The organism is Numidum massiliense, assembly GCF_001375555.1.
Taxonomy (GTDB): Bacteria; Bacillota; Bacilli; order Thermoactinomycetales; family Novibacillaceae; genus Numidum; species Numidum massiliense.
Map to the genome: position 1 here is coordinate 132,509 of NZ_CTDZ01000009.1, position 17,226 is coordinate 149,734.

Consider the following 17,226-nt stretch of genomic DNA (forward strand, 5'->3'; position numbering starts at 1 on the left):
GAGCAATGATTCAGAAGGAAAACATCCAAGACATCTACGGGTTGTCTCCCATGCAAAAAAGCATGCTGTTTAACCACGCGGTCGATCCCGAGTCCTCTGCCTATACCGAGCAATTTGATTTCCGCATCAGCGGGGAAATAGATCCGCCGCGACTGGAGTGGGCCCTGAACAAATTGTTTGAGCGGTACGACATCTTACGTACAATCTTCTCGTATCGTCAAACTGACGAACCTCGACAAGTCGTGTTAAAGGTGCGTACACCGGAATGGGTTGTTAAAGACTTCCGGGGTGAGCCCGTTCCCGAGGAACGAGTCAAAGCTTTCAAAGAAGCAGACAAACAGAGAGGATTCGATTTGAGTCGCGACGTGCTATGTCGGGGTGCACTTCTCAGAACGGGAGAGCAATCGTGGTGTTTTATATTTTCCTTTCATCATATTTTGATGGACGGTTGGTCTTTGGCGCCGTTGTTTCAAAGTTTCTTTAGTCTGTACGAGGAGGGGACAGAACAAGGCGTTGCGCGTTTCCGACGGGACGAACACCCGTATTATGAATATATTAGATGGTTACAGGGTCAAGACGAAGAGGAAGCTAGTCGCTATTGGAGACAGTATCTGGAGGGCTACGAAAAACCTGTGTCCTTGCCTAGCGACACTTCTTCCGCGTCATATCGTCACGATACGCACTCGTTCCATTTGCCCGCGGCATTGACAGAACGGCTGCGTAAATTGGCGCGCTCGCACCAGTGGACGGTCAATGCGATCTTTCAGACGGCGTGGGGATTGTTACTTCAAAAATACAACTATACGCGGGACGTCGTATTTGGCAATGTCGTTTCGGGAAGACCACCGGAATTACCAGGGGTTGAACAAATGGTAGGGCTGTTCATTAACACGCTGCCTTTGCGTGTACGAACGGAGGATGGGGACAGTTTTTCTAGTTTGTGTACGAAAGTGCAGCGGGAGAGCTTTAATGTTTCTTCCTTTGAATATTATCCTTTATACCAAATTCAAGGTGAGTCTCCGCTGAAAAATAAGTTGTTGAACCACGTAGTGGCGTTTGAGAACTATCCGTTGGCAGAGCAGTTGCAACGTTTAGGTTCAAACGGCGAACAACCTTACCAGATCGAGGAAGTAAAAGTATTCGAACAAACGAATTACGACTTTCACGTTGTCGTTAACCCGGGGGACGCGATCGTCATTAACTTCGCGTACAATGGCAATTGTTTTTCCCAAGAAATAGTGGAAGGGATTGAACGCAGTTTCATCACCTTACTGGAATCAGCCTGCCACGATCCAGAGGCACCGATCGAGACGTTAAGGGTGTGCGCTGCTACGGATCAATCGATCGTACTAGAAAACTTTAATAGCGGCCGGCGCCCCTATCCTGCCGATCGTACGGTCGATCAAATGTTTCGCGAGGTGGCATCCACATTTCCGACGCGAACAGCGTTGAAGTGGAAAGAGCGTACGTTCACTTATGAACAGTTGGACGCTTGGTCAGACCGTCTGGCCGCTCAATTGGCGTCAAAAGGCTTAGGCCCGAACGTTACGGCCGGTCTATTCGTCCCGCGTAGTCCGGAGATGGTAGCAGGAATACTGGCCATTCTAAAAACAGGGGCTTCTTACGTGCCGCTAGATACTGTTAACACTTCGGAAAGATTGGCATTTATTGCTGAAGATGCCGACATTGCGATCGTTTGCACGCGGTCTGATTTAAAAGACAACGTGCCTACCGATGTTGACGTGTTTTTACTCGACGAAGTAGAGGGAGCCGCTCGGGAGAAGCATGTGTCTGCCGATCACGGCCCAGAAGCCCCGGCTTATACGATGTATACTTCAGGATCGACTGGTCGGCCGAAGGGTTGTGTCATTACGCACCGCAATATCCTTAACCTAGTCCTCGGTCAGGATTATGTTGACTTTGGCCCTCACCAAGTCATTCTGCAGACCGGCTCGCCTGCTTTCGATGCGTGTACGTTTGAGATATGGGGGGCATTGTTGCACGGGGGAACGTTAGTCCTTATTGAGGAAGAGGACATTCTTGACGCCGACGCTCTCGAGGGACACATCGCCCGTCACGGCGTTCAAACGATGTGGCTGACCGCACCGTTGTTTAACCGTCTATGTGATCAGAGTCCGCACTTGTTTCGCAACCTAAAAAATTTACTCGTCGGGGGCGATACGTTATCGGTTCCACATATTAAGAGAGTGCAGGAGGCGAACCCGGATCTAAAAATTGTGAACGGTTACGGGCCAACCGAAAACACGACATTTTCTACGACACATACCGTGACCGCACGCGATATAGAACGGGAAAGAATACCGATTGGACGGCCGTTGTCGAACAGAAACGTCTACATCGTGGATCGGGGGCTTAACTTGCTACCTGTTGGGGCTATCGGTGAGTTATGCGTAGGCGGCGACGGTGTATCCATAGGTTATCACAACCGCGCAGAGCTTACGACGCAACGCTTCTTAGATGATCCTTTCGTTGCTGGCGGACGCTTATATCGCACAGGAGACCTTGCAAGGTGGCTGGCCGACGGTACGATCGATTACTTAGGGCGGTTTGACTCGCAAGTGAAAATCCGCGGCTACCGCGTTGAACTCGGAGAAATTGAAAGGGTGATGGCGGATCTGCCCCATTTGCAAGAGGTGACGGTACAAGTTCGCGAGATTGGTGAAGACAAGCGAATATGTGCGTACTACACGTCTCAAGGTGAAGTAGACTTAGACGCTTGGAAGGGTATTTTAAAATTTAAGTTACCAGACTATATGATCCCTGACTTCTTTATCAAAATGGATAGTTTACCTTTGACTGTCAATGGGAAAATTGACCGCCAGGCACTACCGGCACCACAATTTCAGCGGGCAGAAGTTAGTTCCGCCATGCGTCCCCTCTCGCAAGTCGAAAAGACGGTCGCGACGATTTGTGCCTCCGTGCTGGGGATCGACCCTGCGGCGATCAGCGTCAAGGAAAATTTTTTCGATTTAGGTGCGAATTCGTTAAATATGATGACGATCAACGTGCGTCTTAAGAAGGCGTTCAAAAGGGACATCCCTTTAACCGTCCTGTTCGAACATCCTTCCATCGCCCAAATCGCCGCATACTTACAGAAGAAAGGGGAAACTGACATCCGTGGCGAAAAGGCGCGTAAGCAAGAGATGGAGAGTGCACGTGGGACCCTTCTAAAAACGCAGTCACTTATTCAAAAAATGGGAGGATCAAGATGAACATCAAGCGAGAATATACGGGGTTAGAGATCGCTGTCATCGGAATGGCGGGTCGGTTTCCGGGGGCAGAAAATTTAAAGGATTTTTGGAACAACTTACTCGCGGGAAAAGAATCGATTTCTTTCTTTAGCGATGAGGAATTAATCGCTGGGGGTGTGACGCAAGAACTATTATCCAATCCGAACTATGTGAAAGCTAAGGGTGTATTTCCGGGGCTGGAGTACTTTGATGCCGACTTTTTCAACTATACGCCTAGGGACGCATCCCTGTTAGATCCACAGGTGCGTGCGCTGCACGAAGAAGTTTATCACGCCTTGGAAGATGCCGGTTACGCCGCTGAAGATTCGCGCGAAACAACCGGACTCTTCCTAGGTGCCACGGGTAATTTAGCGTGGGAGCTGGATACGATAAAAGCTACCGTAGAAGGCGGTGGCCATGAATTTGCGACCATTCAATTGAACGACAAGGATTTTGCGGCTACCCGTATCGCCTATAGCCTCAACCTTCAAGGGCCAAGTGTCGTCGTCCACAGTGCGTGTTCAACGTCGCTCTACGCTGTCGACGTGGCGTGCCGACACATTTTGACCGGTGCGTGCTCTTTAGCCGTTGCAGGCGGCAGTGGATTGACTTTGCCCCACCGGAACGGGTATTTGTATAAGGATGGCATGATTAATTCCCCGGACGGCCACTGTCGCCCATTTGATCAAGAGGCGAGAGGCACCGTTGAAGGGAACGGTCTAGGTGTGGTTGTATTAAAACGGCTCGAGGAGGCTATTAGAGACAGGGACCACATCTATGCTATCATCCGCGGCACGGCGGCCAATAACGACGGAAATCGCAAAGTCGGTTTCACCGCGCCTAGTGTCGAGGGGCAGGCTGAAGTTATTCGGCGGTCGCTCATCATGGCGGGCGTCTCGGCGGAAAGTATATCTTACGTCGAGACCCACGGAACCGGGACGAATATAGGTGACCCGATCGAAGTAGCGGCATTGAAAAAAGCGTGGCAGAACGTTGACAAACGGTCATGTGGGATCGGCTCGTTAAAATCGAATATTGGGCACCTCGATGTGGCGGCCGGCATTTCCTCTCTCATCAAAACATCGTTAGCCCTAAAGCAGGAGGAAATTCCAGCGAGTATTAATTATAAAAAGGGAAACCCGGAAATTGACATTGATAACAGTCCCTTTTATGTTGTGACCGAGACGAAGCGATGGGAGCGGAAACGCATATCCAATCTTTCGAACGCTTATGCTCCGCTGAGAGCAGGGATCAGTTCGTTCGGTATCGGTGGTACGAACGTCCACATGATTTTAGAGGAGGCACCGGAACGCAGTGCATCGGGGAAAGGGAGGGAGTGGAAACTGTTTTGCCTTTCTGCACACACTGACACCGCGTTACGGCGTTTGAAGGAGTCTTATCTCGAGTACCTGACGGGTGAGGGGAGGTCGGTCGATCCGTCAGATTTGGCCTGGAGCTTGCAAACGAGACAGAAGAACATGCCGAAGCGATTTGCATTACCTTATCGCGATATGAACGATTTAATCGCAGGTCTCACCGCCAGCTTGCACGAAGAAAATAGCGCCGGAAAACATTACTCTGCGATGTCAGAACGCAATCCGAACGTATATTTTCTATTCTCGGGACAAGGGTCGCAATATCGCGGCATGGCGCAAAAACTTTACGAAACTGAACCCGTCTTCCGCCGAGAGCTAGACGCTTGTTTGGCATTCGTCGAGGCAGAAGGGAATAAAGAACTACGGCATGTCCTTTTGAACGGCGAGGATCAACGGCGCGAGGGCCAACATCAGGCAGGGCTACAAGAAACAGGCCTTTCGCAAATTGCGCTCTTTGTCGTGGAGTACTCTTTGGCGCGATTGTTGATGTCGTGGGGCATTCATCCAACGGGCATGATTGGCCACAGTTTGGGAGAGTATACGGCCGCTTGTGTGGCAGGGGTATTCACCTTAGAAGAAGGGATCAAACTCGTTCTCGCTCGCGGGAGCGTCATGCAAGCAATGCCACGCGGGTCGATGCTCGGGGTTCACGCTTCGTCTGAAACGGTGGAACCCTTATTGACGAGGGATTTATCGTTGGCGGCGATTAACAGTCCTACTCACTGCACCGTTTCTGGATCGGCCGAAGCGATTAAAGCGTTTGAACAACGCCTAGCCGCGCGGGGCTTGGCCAGTACGAAATTACAGACGTCTCACGCCTTTCACTCGGCACTTATGGAAGGGGCGATGGAACCTTTTAAAGGCGTATTTTCTGGCGTTAAACTGAAAGAACCGCAGATTCCTTATGTTTCTAACGTAACCGGGGATTGGATAAGCTCCCAAGATGCGACAGATGCGAGCTATTACGCGAAGCATTTGCGAGGGTGTGTCAATTTTGCCGCCGGAATTAAAAAAATATTGGCTGATGAACGCGCTGTTCTCATCGAAGTAGGGCCCGGACGGACGTTAGCAACTTTTGCCCGTCAAGCCGATGCCACGAAGCCTTTGGCAGTTGTCAATACGTTACGACACCCAAAAGAAACAACATCCGACGATACGTATTTAGTGGCGCGGCTAGGAGAACTGTGGGGTAACAACGTAGCGTTGAACTGGAAAGCTTATTACAAAGGTCAAGTCCGAAATCGCGTGCAGCTCCCACTGTATCCTTTCGAACCTAAAAAATTTCCGCTAGGTAGCGGCGGTATTGCTCAACTGCTAGAAGTAGGTACCGATGCGAAGGCACTAGTTGCCGCTACTCAGGAAATGACTACCCACGATTCAGAAACGATGGGGACGACACAGTTGGAAGCCGGACAAATCGATTGGGATCCAGCGTTTTTACCGCCTAAAGATCGTACCGAGCAGCATCGGACCTGTTTAGTGCTGACCGACCAAGTCGATGCTGTAAGCTCTCTGACAGAACATCTTTCAAGGTGGAGATTTTATTCTGTTCAGGACGGTGACAGCTACCTTTATAAAGGAACACTCGGGGCGACCGTACGGTGCGGAAATGCATTACATATGCGCCTTTTGCTGCGGGATTTATACGAGCAAGCGTTACTGCCCAATACAGTGATCGTCTCTTACACGACTGCCAAACAAACTGAGGAAGGACTGCGCGCGCTTATACATGCTTTAACAGTAGAATTAAAAGAGGCGTTACCCGAAGTAGTTGTTCTTAGTCCGGTTTCACCCGTTTCCGACATGCCGCACCTCGTAACGCAAGTGCGCGGTATCGGGATGGCGAATCCTAACCTACCTATTCGGCTTTTGGACGCCGGCACGCCGTTAGGCAGCGAAGGGGCTGGGGAAAAATGGGCGACCGTCTTAAAGCATGAACTCGTTGACCGCGCGTTTCGTTATCCGGCCGTCGCTTATGTCGGCAATCGCCGGCAAGTATTACGGTTTAAGCCATTGGATGTGGAGCGGCTAAGCCCGGCATCACCGTTACAACGAAGTCGTTTTGTCTTTTTAAGCCGGGAAGACCAGTTGCCGATGTCGCTCGCTCTACCACGAAATCTCGTGAAAGATTTAGAGGCTGAAGTTACTGTGTTGCCTTACCGTCTACAACCCGAAGTACCCGTTCCGGACAACGTGTTCGCGGAGCTACAAGGTGAACAGGAAAAATATATAAGCCGTTATGGAGTCCAAAACTTGTCGAAGGTGCATGATCTAGTAGATGAGTATGCGACACGCTTAATTTATGATTATATTCATCCTGTTTTTCCACTTAAGCCCGGAAAAACGTTTATACGGGAGGAAATGTCTAGAAGCTTGGGGGTCATTTCCTCGCTGGAACGATATGTCGACTATTTCTTACACATGTTGTGTGAAGATGGTCTTTTAGAGAAGGCCGGGGATGAGTGTTATCGGGTGACAGACCGTGTGCAATCACTGCGTCGTTCGGCAATCATTCGTGGCGACGTTGAACGTACGACCACTTTGTTTTCCGGACAACTGGACCTTTTAGAACACTGTGTCGACAACTTCGGATCAGCTTTACGCGGGGACGTTCCCTCCTTAGCTGTTTTGTATCCGGGAGGGAAGGAAGATTTACTTCGCGAATCTTATATAGGTTCGATCCAAGAGAAAGAGGATGACTTGATTAAAGAGATCTTCTCTACGATGCTTGCGAAAATAACGAGCACAAACCGTAAAATCCGTATATTAGAGGCCGGTGGCGGATACGGTGCCATTTTACGCAAGGTGGCGCCTCTCTTAAAGGGTCTCGACGTTGACTATTACTTTACCGATGTCGGAAATTCTTACATCGAGGACTTTCAACAGTACGCCTTAGAAGAGGGATTGGACTTCTTGCACTTTGGCCTGTTTGATATTACTAAAGAGCCGGAAGCACAAGGGTTGGATGCCGCTTCTTTTGATATCGTATTTGCTTATAACGTCGTGCATGCTACAGAGCGCTTGTCAGTCAGCTTAAGTAATATGCAACGTTTGTTAAAGCCCGGCGCTTTACTTTGCGTGTTAGAACGGACTAAGGCGCGTCGCTATGTCGATCTCATATGGGGTCTTGCAGACGGATGGTGGCATTTTGACCAGGATGAGCGGGAACTGTCCCCACTCGTTTCAAAAGAACAATGGGAAGGACAATTCAGAGCACTCGGTTTAGAAAAGGTTACCGTATACCCCGACCATCCCGAATTGCGCGAATGTATGGATGTCGGTATCGTGATCGGGCGCATGCCGCTCTCTCGGCACACAGCTGGAAACAAGACAGTGCGCGAAGGCGAAAAAGGGATTCGGCTCTTACCTACAGTGGAAGCTACGGACGCTTCTTCGTTAGAACCGGCTCTTAATAAAGCGTTAAGTGATGTACGCTACGCTGACGGCATTGTCGCCTGGGATGATTTAGAAAGCAAAGAAAACAGCTTTCGTTTTCGTTCTCTCGTTCCACTCATTCCGGAATCAGTCGAAATTGCTAACAGCGTCAATCGCGCTGTCGGACGACACGCAGCTAGCTGGGATAAACCAGCCGTCGTCATCTCAAACCTCCCCCATACGGACAAGTGGGGGGAAAGTGAGACAGAGTGGGCGATCGTACACGATAAGCTAGATGCCGATGCAGATACTTACAGGATTTACGTGTCAGGAGATGATCCGAACATTGACGCCATACCGAGTGTGTTAGACGCCATGTTAACATCGGGGATGAAACGCGTGGCGATCCGTTCCGGTCGTCATCCATTCTTGTCTGTAGCACCGAGTAAGCCGTTATTGCCGGAAGAGGGGGGGATTTCCTCCGAACTGGAGAAAACGGAAAGCATGTTGAAAAAAGTTTGGAGCAAGCTGCTTGGTCGGGAAGTAGATATCGATGCGGATTTCTTTGAATTAGGTGGGGATTCTTTTAAGTTAATTCAAATGACGGTAGACTTAGAACGGGAAGGGCATAAGGTGCTAATGAATGAGGTATACAAGTATCCGACGATCCGTTCTTTGGCTCGTTATCTGAATGAAGCGGGTCAGCAAAACAGCACGGACATGTTAACGGCAGCCGATATTGAAGACAAGTTGCATGATGAAGCGGGGACGAAATGCCGTTTATGTGTCGTAGATGACGGTAATGAGCAGAAAAATGTGTTGTTTGTAGATGTAGATAAGGGAGCTAGCGGGGTAGCCAAGATTCGCCAACGGCTCAAATCGATGCAGCTTCCGGAAAAGTTTTTCCCGCACTATGTGCTACCACTCTCTCTGGCCAACAGTCCTTCCGACCGCATGAATATGGATCAATTAGTCGCGTTAGGGGCGTTAAGTGATTGTGAGAAGGGTATTTTGGAAGATTTGGACAAACGGCTTTCCATTGCGCAAAACGCGTTCAACCAAGCGATTGTGAGGCAACCCGTGTTGCAATGTTATGGGCTGAGCAATATTCAAAAAACGCATTTTCGCGGCAACGTCCGACTGCAACTGTATTTCATTGAGTTCCACGAAAATGTGGACGAGGAGCTATTGGAACGGGCATTTTGCGATGTAGTGGGCAGTCACGGGCTACTCCGTAGTTGTCTGTACAAACAGACGGGTGAGTATCGGTGGAAAGAGTTTGCACCGCCGCAAGAAACACCTCTACCGCGATTAGATCTATCGCTGCTTACTCCGGCAGCACAGTCTCGCGTGATGGACTTCTTGGCCAGGAGGGAATCGGAGGCAGACTTTAAAGTAGAGGGCATCCCAATGTATCACGTCACGTTGATTAAGCTGAACGAACGGCACTACAATTTGTTTTTCCAGTTTGATCACTCGATTTTCGACGTATCGTCGGGACAAGTGATTCGCCGTCAGCTTTTTCAGCGTTATAAGGATCTGCAACAAGGGAGCAGAAGGGCGATGGAAGTCTCAACTAGCTACCGGGACTACTTGAAGCAAATCCATCGAGGCCCAATAGGCATTACGGCGGAGGAATTGATCGCTCGCTTTAATTTGCGACAGTACACCGCGTACAACAAAATAGTGAGTGAAAAAATTGACCAACGCCCACTGGGCCGAATTCAACAATTACGCAGTAGTGTCGATTTATCACGCTTCAATTTCGATAAAAATGACCAAGATGGTCCCTTCGAAGTTGCGTTACAAATTTATATCCTCGTCATCTCGCGATTGTTGGAGCTGGATACCGTTCCTTTTGATCTTCTTTTTCAAAATCGTAGATACGAGAATAAGAACTTCGCGGATGTTGTCGGTCTCGTTCTAGATAGTGTGCCATTTGTCGTACCGGTCAATCGTGAGGAGCCGTCTCGCATGACAGCCGTCATTAGGGAGAACATTCAGCTCATCAACGACCATAACATCAATTTTCTCAACATGGCGTGGGATGACTCTTCAACGGTGCGCTGGGAAAAAGTGACGGAGGCAAGAAATACGAGCGCTACTTTTTATAGTCCGTTCCTGCTTAATTACGCGGGTAACGCTGAGCTTGAGTACGATAAGATTTGGGACTACAGCATGGAACAGCTGGACGACGACGGTCAAGCAAGACTAAATTACGCTGATTTTTACGGATTAGTGAAAGTGAGGAACAACAAACTGGACTTCCTCATTTTGTGTAAGTTCGAGCCACAGATGGAAAGGATCCGTCAACTATTTGACGAAGAGATAGCGCACTTAATAAAGATGCAAGTTAAGAAAAGAGCAGTGAGGGGTAACGTATGAGTCACTTTGATTTATTTTGTATACCTTACGCCGGGGGTTCCGCCAGTGCCATTTACGGTAAGTGGGTGCAGCACCTCGATCCGAAGATTAAGGTTCATCCGCTAGAGCTTGCCGGTCACGGGAGAAGGATGTCGGAGCCCTTTCACTCCTCGGTTAAAGCTGCGGTTGCAGATATGATGGAAACGATTCGTACGCGTATTTCCGAGCGACCCTATGCCGTGTACGGTCACAGTATGGGAACAGTGTTTGCCTATGAACTTGCTGTAGCGGTCCAAGCGGCTGGCCTTCCCCAGCCCCGTGTGCTGTTCCTATCTGGGCGCCAAGCGCCGCATTACATTTATAAAGATAGAGACATGCATCTTTTACCCGCCTCTGAATTTATAAAAAAAATTGAGCGGATCGGCGGCACGCCGCGTCAATTATTTGAGTCCGAGGAACTAGTTAAGATCTTTCTCCCTATTTTACGCGATGACTATCGCCTCATTGAGCAATATCGCTTTCAACCGCCTGGTACGAAACTTGATGCGGATATTGTATTTTTTTTCAGTGATAACGACCATTTGGTGGATCGGCTGGGTGTATTGGAATGGAAGCGTTATACGACCCGGTCCTTTGAGCTACACGACTTCAAAGGTGGTCACTTCTTTATTAACGAGAAGGGTGCCGAAATTTGTGACACTATTAATCGGAAACTAAAATCCTATCTGGCGTATAGTAACCATTTATAATGGAGTGATAAATATCCCGTACAGAAAATTGATCGTACGGGATATTTATCTTATAGCATTTTACGAGCTAGTCGTAATGGAGTTGTAGTACATGGAGTTGAAGTACATGAAGTTGTAGTACATGGAGTTGTACTGCCGCCCCTTTCTACTCGGCGTGTCCCTCGTGTTTCGGCAGTAAGAAGGATAATAAAAACACAGCTGCAGCAAGAATCGTCAACCAGAAGAACACATCGTGCAGACCGAAAGCGATCGCTTCCCGCACCGTATGGAGCACGTCTGGCGGTAGCTTGTCCGCAACTTCCGGATGGAGTGCTTCGTTCACATCGACGTCTCCGGAAGTGATGACGTCTTGTCCGTACCGAGACAAGTAGCCCGCCATTTGCAAGTTAAAGATCGCCCCGAAGACGACGATGCCAATTGTCTGCCCGAGTGTGCGCATAAACTGATTTGACCCCAACGCTGTGCCCCGCAACTGCCAATCGACCGCCGACTGGACGGTAACGGTATACGACGTCATTACGATCCCAAAGCCGAAGCCTAACACTAAGGCGATGACGTACAACACCACATGCGGCATCGCCATGTTGAGGAAAGCCAATCCCGTGACGCCGACAAAGACGCACACCATCCCGAGTAACGTCGTCTTGCGCAGACCGAGGTGGCCAATCAGGCGACCGGACAACGCCGCGCCGAGCGGCCAACTAATCGACATCGGAATGAGCGTGAGCCCTGACTCTAGAGCGCCCATGCCGTAAACGCCTTGGATCCAAAGCGGTATGTAAAAATCGACCGCGACTAAAATGCCCCCCAACAGCAACCCCGCCAAAATAGACACAGATATAAAGCGGTTCTTAAATAAATGTAGTGGTAGCATCGGCTCCCGCACCTTCGTCTCGATGGCAAAAAACACGCTCATGGCGACAAAGGCGATGGCGAAGCAACCGATAATAAACCCGGACTGCCACGGATACGTCGTCCCGCCACTTAACAGCGCATAAATGAGCGCGGTCATACCGATTGTAAACGTCAAGACGCCCCAGTAGTCGATCGGTTTTTTCTCCTTCTCGATCTGCTCGTGCAAGGAGAGCCACAACATGACGATCGCTACGAGTCCGAACGGGACGTTCATATAGAAGACCCAGCGCCACGACACGTAATCGACTAACACGCCGCCGGTGACTGGACCGAGAATACCGGCGATGCCCCACATGCCGCTAATCCAACCTTGTACCCGCGCCCGCTCTTTAAACGGATATATATCGCCGACGATGGTAAAGGTGATTGGGAGAATACCGCCGGCACCGATCCCTTGCAGCGCACGGAACACGATGAGTTGCGCCATCGTCTGCGCCATTCCGGACAACATCGATCCGATGAGAAACACGACTGCCCCGATGGTAAAGACGATTTTCCGCCCATACAAATCGGCCATCTTGCCGAAAATGGGCGTCGTCACTGCGGATGTGAGCAAGTAGACGGACACGACCCAGCTGATGAGCTCTAGTCCGCCTAAATCGCTAACGATTTTCGGCACGGCCGTCGTCACAATCGTTCCTTCAATCGCCGCCAAAAAAGTGGAAATCAAAATAGCAGCCGTCACCATACGCTTGTTTGTTTCTTTTGGCATCTTCCCACTCTCCGTCATGTAAATTGTAAATTTTGTTAAACCCTAAACTTCCTGTTATGTAAACACATAGCCCTTCGTTATATAAACTCTAATCGCCGAGATGTAAACAATGGATCGACGAAGTTTATATAGGTTGACGTGGTAGATCTATCACTTGAACGCGAACGGTTGACGGGAGAATAATCACCCGTATGCCGTGAGGTTCGTCTTTTAACACTACCATATAATATGGCAACGGTCACAGATCCATCCCTAAACCCTTGACCCAACAACCTGTTGATGATATCCTTAAAGATACAATTACAGATAAAATTATAAATCTACATCGGAGAGGGGGAAGCAGACTGCCAACGAGAGTAAGGTTGGCTCTTAAACTGTGTTATTGCAAGCGCATTCTATCTTTCAAGAAGGTACTTTTTTTTGCGTAACGGTGTTTCTGACAGCAGGTTGTATACGCACATAGGAGGTATACGATGCGAAACCAGCACCTTCTTATCTTAATTATTATCGCAATCGTCAGCATTATAGTTGTCGGCTGCAGTAACAGTAACGAGCAAGACGGAAATGTGACGTTAAATGTGGCGTTGTGGGATGAAAATGTGAGCAAGGTCGTCGATGAATCGATTAAAGTGTTCAAAGAAAAGCATCCAAACGTCGACGTAAAGGTGACGTACACGCCGTACAGCGACTATTTTACGCGTTTGCGGACGAGTATTGCCGGCAAAAAAGGGCCGGATGTGTTTTGGATGAACGGTCCGAACTTTTACCAATACGCCTCACTTGGGTTGATAAAGAACGTGCAACCGCTTATGGAGCGGGATCAAATGGACCCGGGCGTTTACAACGACGCCTTGCAAGAGCTGTATTCGTACGAAGGTGACTTGTACGGGTTACCTTATTTTCAAGATACGATTGGGCTATTCTTCAATAAAAAGATGTTTGACGAAGCAGGCATCGACTATCCCGACGAATCGTGGACGTGGGAAACGATCGAAGAAATAGGAAAAAAACTTACCGACAAGGAAAAAGGCATCTACGGGTACATTGCACCATCTACAAACCAGGCGGGTTACTACAATCTTATTCATCAAGCGGGCGGGTTCGTCATTAGTGAAGATAAAACGGAGTCTGGCTTTGATTCTCCCCAGGCGCGCGAAGCGTTTGCGTGGATGAAAAGGCTTATGCAAGAGGGGATTTCCCCTACGGCGCAGAAACAAGCCGAAGTACATGTCAACCAATTATTCGGTTCGGGCAAAGCAGCCATGCTACCGAATATTTCTGTCAACGCCCCGACGCTGTACGATATGTTAGGGGACGATTTGGGCGTGGCGCCATTGCCACAAGGAAAGGAAAAAGCGGCGATCGTGCACGGGCTCAGTTGGGTGCTAAACAGCCATTCGCAACACGAAGCGCTCGCTTGGGAACTCATGAAAACGTTGTCGGGCGAAGAAGCGGAACGGATGTTAGCGGAATCTGGTTTTAGCATCCCCGCGTACAAAGGAACGGAAGACGCTTGGATCGCTTCCATTCCCGAACTAGATTTACAAATGTTTGTCGACAGTCTCGAATTTGGCGTTCCCTACCCGGTGTCGAAAAGCACGTTAAAGTGGCAAAACATCGAGTCACAAGAAATTCAGCAAATGCTATTCAAAGATCGCTCGATTGACGAAGCGACACGTAACATCGCCGAAAAAATGAACGACATTTTAACTGAGGAACAAAAAAAATAATCTACTAGCCAACAAACAAAAAAAGTAACGTGGAGGGAGTCCGTTGAATGACTCGATCTCAAACCGCCCGAACCGCACTACACGTCGCTCAAAGGCTAAAACGAAAGAGATGTTATGGGCGTATGCCTTTATTGCCCCTGTCGTCATCGGGCTGGCCATTTTTTACATGGCGCCAGCGATCGCGTCGTTTTATTTGTCGCTCACCGATTGGGACGGGCTGACCGCACCGACATTTATCGGGTTCGACAACTTCATCAACTTAATGAGCGACGGGACGTTTTTGCGGGCGCTCGGCAATACGGCCGTGTACACCTTCGTGTCTGTACCTATTTCCATCGCACTCGCCACACTAGTCGCCGTGTTGTTAAACCAAAAAATTAAAGGGATCGTCGTTTACCGTACGTTGTATTTCTTGCCAGTCGTGACGATGCCGATTGCGGTCGGAATGGTGTGGAAGTGGCTGTATAACTCCGAATTTGGCTTGATTAACTACGTGTTAGGGTTATTGAATTTGCCACAGCCTGGTTGGATGTTTGACGAGTGGTTTGCGCTGTTATCGATCATTTTCGTCGCCGTTTGGATGACGGTCGGGTATAACGCGGTTCTTTTGTTGGCCGGTCTACAGGGGATCTCGTCGACGTATTACGAAGCGGCGACGTTGGACGGGGCGAGCGGTTGGCGTCAGTTTCTCCACATTACGTTGCCCCTACTATCGCCGAGCTTATTTTTCGTCACAGTCATCTCCTTAATCGGGTCGCTGCAAGTGTTCGACTTAGTGTTTATTATGATCGGCGACAACTATGCGCTGTTAGAACCGACGCGAACGGCCGTGTACAGCATTTGGGAAAGCGGCTTCAAAAACTTCGAGATGGGCTATGCGGCGGCGCAAGCGCTCGTGTTGTTCGTCGTCATTTTAATTTTGACGATTATCCAGTTTTATTACCAGAAAAAATGGGTTCACTACGAATAAAAAGGAGGCGTGTCCGATGCAGTCGATGTCGAGAGGATCAAAAATCATTGTCCACACAGTGCTCATTTTAGGGGCGGTCGTCATGGTGACTCCTTTCCTTTGGATGATTTTGACGTCGGTTAAGTCGTTTGCGGAATCGATGCTCGTGCCGCCGACGTTTCTACCGGAGACGTGGAAGTTAGATAATTACTCCGAAGTATTCGAGACTGTTAATTTTGCGAAGTACTACTGGAATACGATTGTCATTACCGTCGGTCGCACGATCGGCCAATTAATTTTATGTTCACTGGCGGCATACGCGTTTGCACGCCTGTCTTTTCCGGGAAAAAATATCATCTTTGTCGCTTTGTTGTCCGTGTTGATGGTGCCGTCGCAAGTTGTCATGATTCCGAGCTTCGTCATTGTGCGAGAGCTCGGGTGGTTTGATACGCTGTACGCATTGATCGTACCGGGCATTTTCAGCGCTTTTGGCGTCTTTTTGTTGCGGCAGTTTTTTATGTCGATTCCGAAGGAGTTGGACGAAGCGGCAAAAATAGACGGCTGCTCGTATTTCGGCATTTATTGGCGCATCATTCTCCCGCTCGCGAAGCCGGCGCTAGTGTCGCTCGCTATCTTTACAATTCTCGCTTCGTGGAACGACTTTTTGTGGCCACTCGTCGTCACGAGCTCGGATGAGATGCGCGTGCTCTCGATCGGGATTGCTTCCTTCCAAGGGCAGTATGCGACGCAGTATCCGCTGCTCATGGCCGGGGCGTTAATGGCGTCTCTGCCGATGATCGTTATTTTTATCGTCTTGCAGCGCTACTTTATCGAAGGGATCGCGCTGACAGGGGTGAAAGGATAAAAGAACATTTTCCGTTGGTGGATTGACGTGTGGCGCAGTAATGGCATTGCGAATTGAAGTGGGTCACAAAGTATCGAAGATCATCGTCTAATCATGACAGCAATCCACCAGCGGGTAATTATCTTAAAAAATAGTTTGTTTGTTAAGAATGGGGCGGCTACATCATCTTGATTACAAATTGATTATCCCCGCCCATAAAAAACTAAGGGAGTGCCGATCATCGCAAACTTGAATTAAGGAAACTTGAATTAAGGTAGGAAGTTTTATTTAAAGATACTCGTTATTATTTCCCAAAAAGAACGAGCATCTTCACCTGACATGGTATCATATTCAAGAGAAACAACTTCTTCGAATGTATCCCAAGACAATTTTATATTAACAGTCCCGTCTACCAAATTTTCATCATTCTTTAGGCTGTCAATTAATGGTTCTAATTCCTGTACAGTTGTTTCACCCCTACCGTTGTCTAAAGAAACCGTGCCAACAATATCCGTATCTCCTATTTGATAAGAAATTTTATCAACCTTAAGATTGTCGTTTTTAATGCTAAAAATTAACTTGTCATCGGGTCTCCTTCCTTCACTCCAATCGACATATTCTAACTCGACAGACCAATTTTTACTTTCACCATTGAAAAAAAAGAGATCGTACCTTTCAGGTTCTCCAATAGTACATGCAGAAATAAACAAAATGGACATAATTACTAATGCCATAAAAGGTTTAAATTTGCTCATGATAACCACCTCTAGATAGTAATTAAAATGATTTTCTTAAAGAGTATAGGACAGAAAATAAGATACCTGACGGTCAACCAAAATGTCTGAATCACGTCAAGTATCCTTAACTAATCAGCTTACAATCATTAAATGCGTCTACGTGCGCGAGGCAAGACTTCAGAGCGGTAGTGTTTCGATTTCCCCTAAAGTACCTTTTCCGTAAA

8 protein-coding genes are annotated in these 17,226 nt (G+C 48.6%); 6 read left to right on the forward strand and 2 right to left on the reverse strand.

Annotated features, from left to right (window positions below; translation table 11 throughout):
* Positions 1-5: 5 nt before the first annotated feature.
* The 3 genes from BN1247_RS01245 to BN1247_RS01255 are packed head-to-tail and all read left to right on the forward strand — an operon-like array spanning position 6 to position 11,115.
* Positions 6-3,233 carry a non-ribosomal peptide synthetase gene (locus tag BN1247_RS01245; protein ID WP_054948754.1) on the forward strand — a complete coding sequence of 1,076 codons (3,228 nt, stop codon included), beginning with the start codon at positions 6-8 and terminating at the stop codon, positions 3,231-3,233.
* On the forward strand, positions 3,230-10,387 hold the full coding sequence (locus tag BN1247_RS01250; protein ID WP_054948755.1) for a type I polyketide synthase: 7,158 nt from the start codon (positions 3,230-3,232) through the stop codon (positions 10,385-10,387). The genes BN1247_RS01245 and BN1247_RS01250 overlap by 4 nt, the downstream gene beginning before the upstream one ends.
* Positions 10,384-11,115 (forward strand): thioesterase II family protein, encoded by a 732-nt coding sequence (locus BN1247_RS01255; protein ID WP_054948756.1) that lies wholly within the window; start codon positions 10,384-10,386, stop codon positions 11,113-11,115. The genes BN1247_RS01250 and BN1247_RS01255 overlap by 4 nt, the downstream gene beginning before the upstream one ends.
* Before the next feature lie 145 nt (positions 11,116-11,260).
* Here the strand turns inward: BN1247_RS01255 and BN1247_RS01260 are convergent, their stop codons facing one another.
* Positions 11,261-12,742, reverse strand: coding sequence for an MDR family MFS transporter (locus BN1247_RS01260; RefSeq protein WP_054948757.1), 1,482 nt, complete (start codon positions 12,740-12,742; stop codon positions 11,261-11,263).
* Between the two features lie 473 nt (positions 12,743-13,215).
* Here BN1247_RS01260 and BN1247_RS01265 point away from each other — a divergent pair, with 473 nt between their 5' ends.
* The 3 genes from BN1247_RS01265 (at position 13,216) to BN1247_RS01275 (ending at position 16,286) form a co-directional block, all read left to right on the forward strand.
* On the forward strand, positions 13,216-14,472 hold the full coding sequence (locus tag BN1247_RS01265) for an ABC transporter substrate-binding protein (protein ID WP_054948758.1): 1,257 nt from the start codon (positions 13,216-13,218) through the stop codon (positions 14,470-14,472).
* A 109-nt stretch (positions 14,473-14,581) separates the two neighbouring features.
* Positions 14,582-15,442 carry a carbohydrate ABC transporter permease gene (locus BN1247_RS01270; RefSeq protein WP_082415993.1) on the forward strand — a complete coding sequence of 287 codons (861 nt, stop codon included), beginning with the start codon at positions 14,582-14,584 and terminating at the stop codon, positions 15,440-15,442.
* A gap of 16 nt (positions 15,443-15,458) precedes the next feature.
* Entirely contained in the window at positions 15,459-16,286 is an 828-nt protein-coding gene (locus BN1247_RS01275; RefSeq protein ID WP_147675150.1) for a carbohydrate ABC transporter permease, read from the forward strand.
* A gap of 263 nt (positions 16,287-16,549) precedes the next feature.
* Here the strand turns inward: BN1247_RS01275 and BN1247_RS01280 are convergent, their stop codons facing one another.
* The gene (locus tag BN1247_RS01280) at positions 16,550-17,020 is read right to left on the reverse strand and encodes a hypothetical protein (protein WP_054948760.1); all 471 of its coding nucleotides are present in this window, start codon (positions 17,018-17,020) and stop codon (positions 16,550-16,552) included.
* Positions 17,021-17,226: the final 206 nt, after the last annotated feature.

Excerpts from the sequence above, each read along its gene's own strand:
- BN1247_RS01280 (WP_054948760.1), bottom strand. The coding sequence starts at position 17,020 with ATGAGCAAATTTAAACCTTTTATGGCATTAGTAATTATGTCCATTTTG.
- BN1247_RS01250 (WP_054948755.1), top strand. The coding sequence starts at position 3,230 with ATGAACATCAAGCGAGAATATACGGGGTTAGAGATCGCTGTCATCGGA.
- BN1247_RS01270 (WP_082415993.1), top strand. The coding sequence starts at position 14,582 with ATGTTATGGGCGTATGCCTTTATTGCCCCTGTCGTCATCGGGCTGGCC.
- BN1247_RS01255 (WP_054948756.1), top strand. The coding sequence starts at position 10,384 with ATGAGTCACTTTGATTTATTTTGTATACCTTACGCCGGGGGTTCCGCC.
- BN1247_RS01265 (WP_054948758.1), top strand. The coding sequence starts at position 13,216 with ATGCGAAACCAGCACCTTCTTATCTTAATTATTATCGCAATCGTCAGC.
- BN1247_RS01260 (WP_054948757.1), bottom strand. The coding sequence starts at position 12,742 with ATGCCAAAAGAAACAAACAAGCGTATGGTGACGGCTGCTATTTTGATT.
- BN1247_RS01275 (WP_147675150.1), top strand. The coding sequence starts at position 15,459 with ATGCAGTCGATGTCGAGAGGATCAAAAATCATTGTCCACACAGTGCTC.
- BN1247_RS01245 (WP_054948754.1), top strand. The coding sequence starts at position 6 with ATGATTCAGAAGGAAAACATCCAAGACATCTACGGGTTGTCTCCCATG.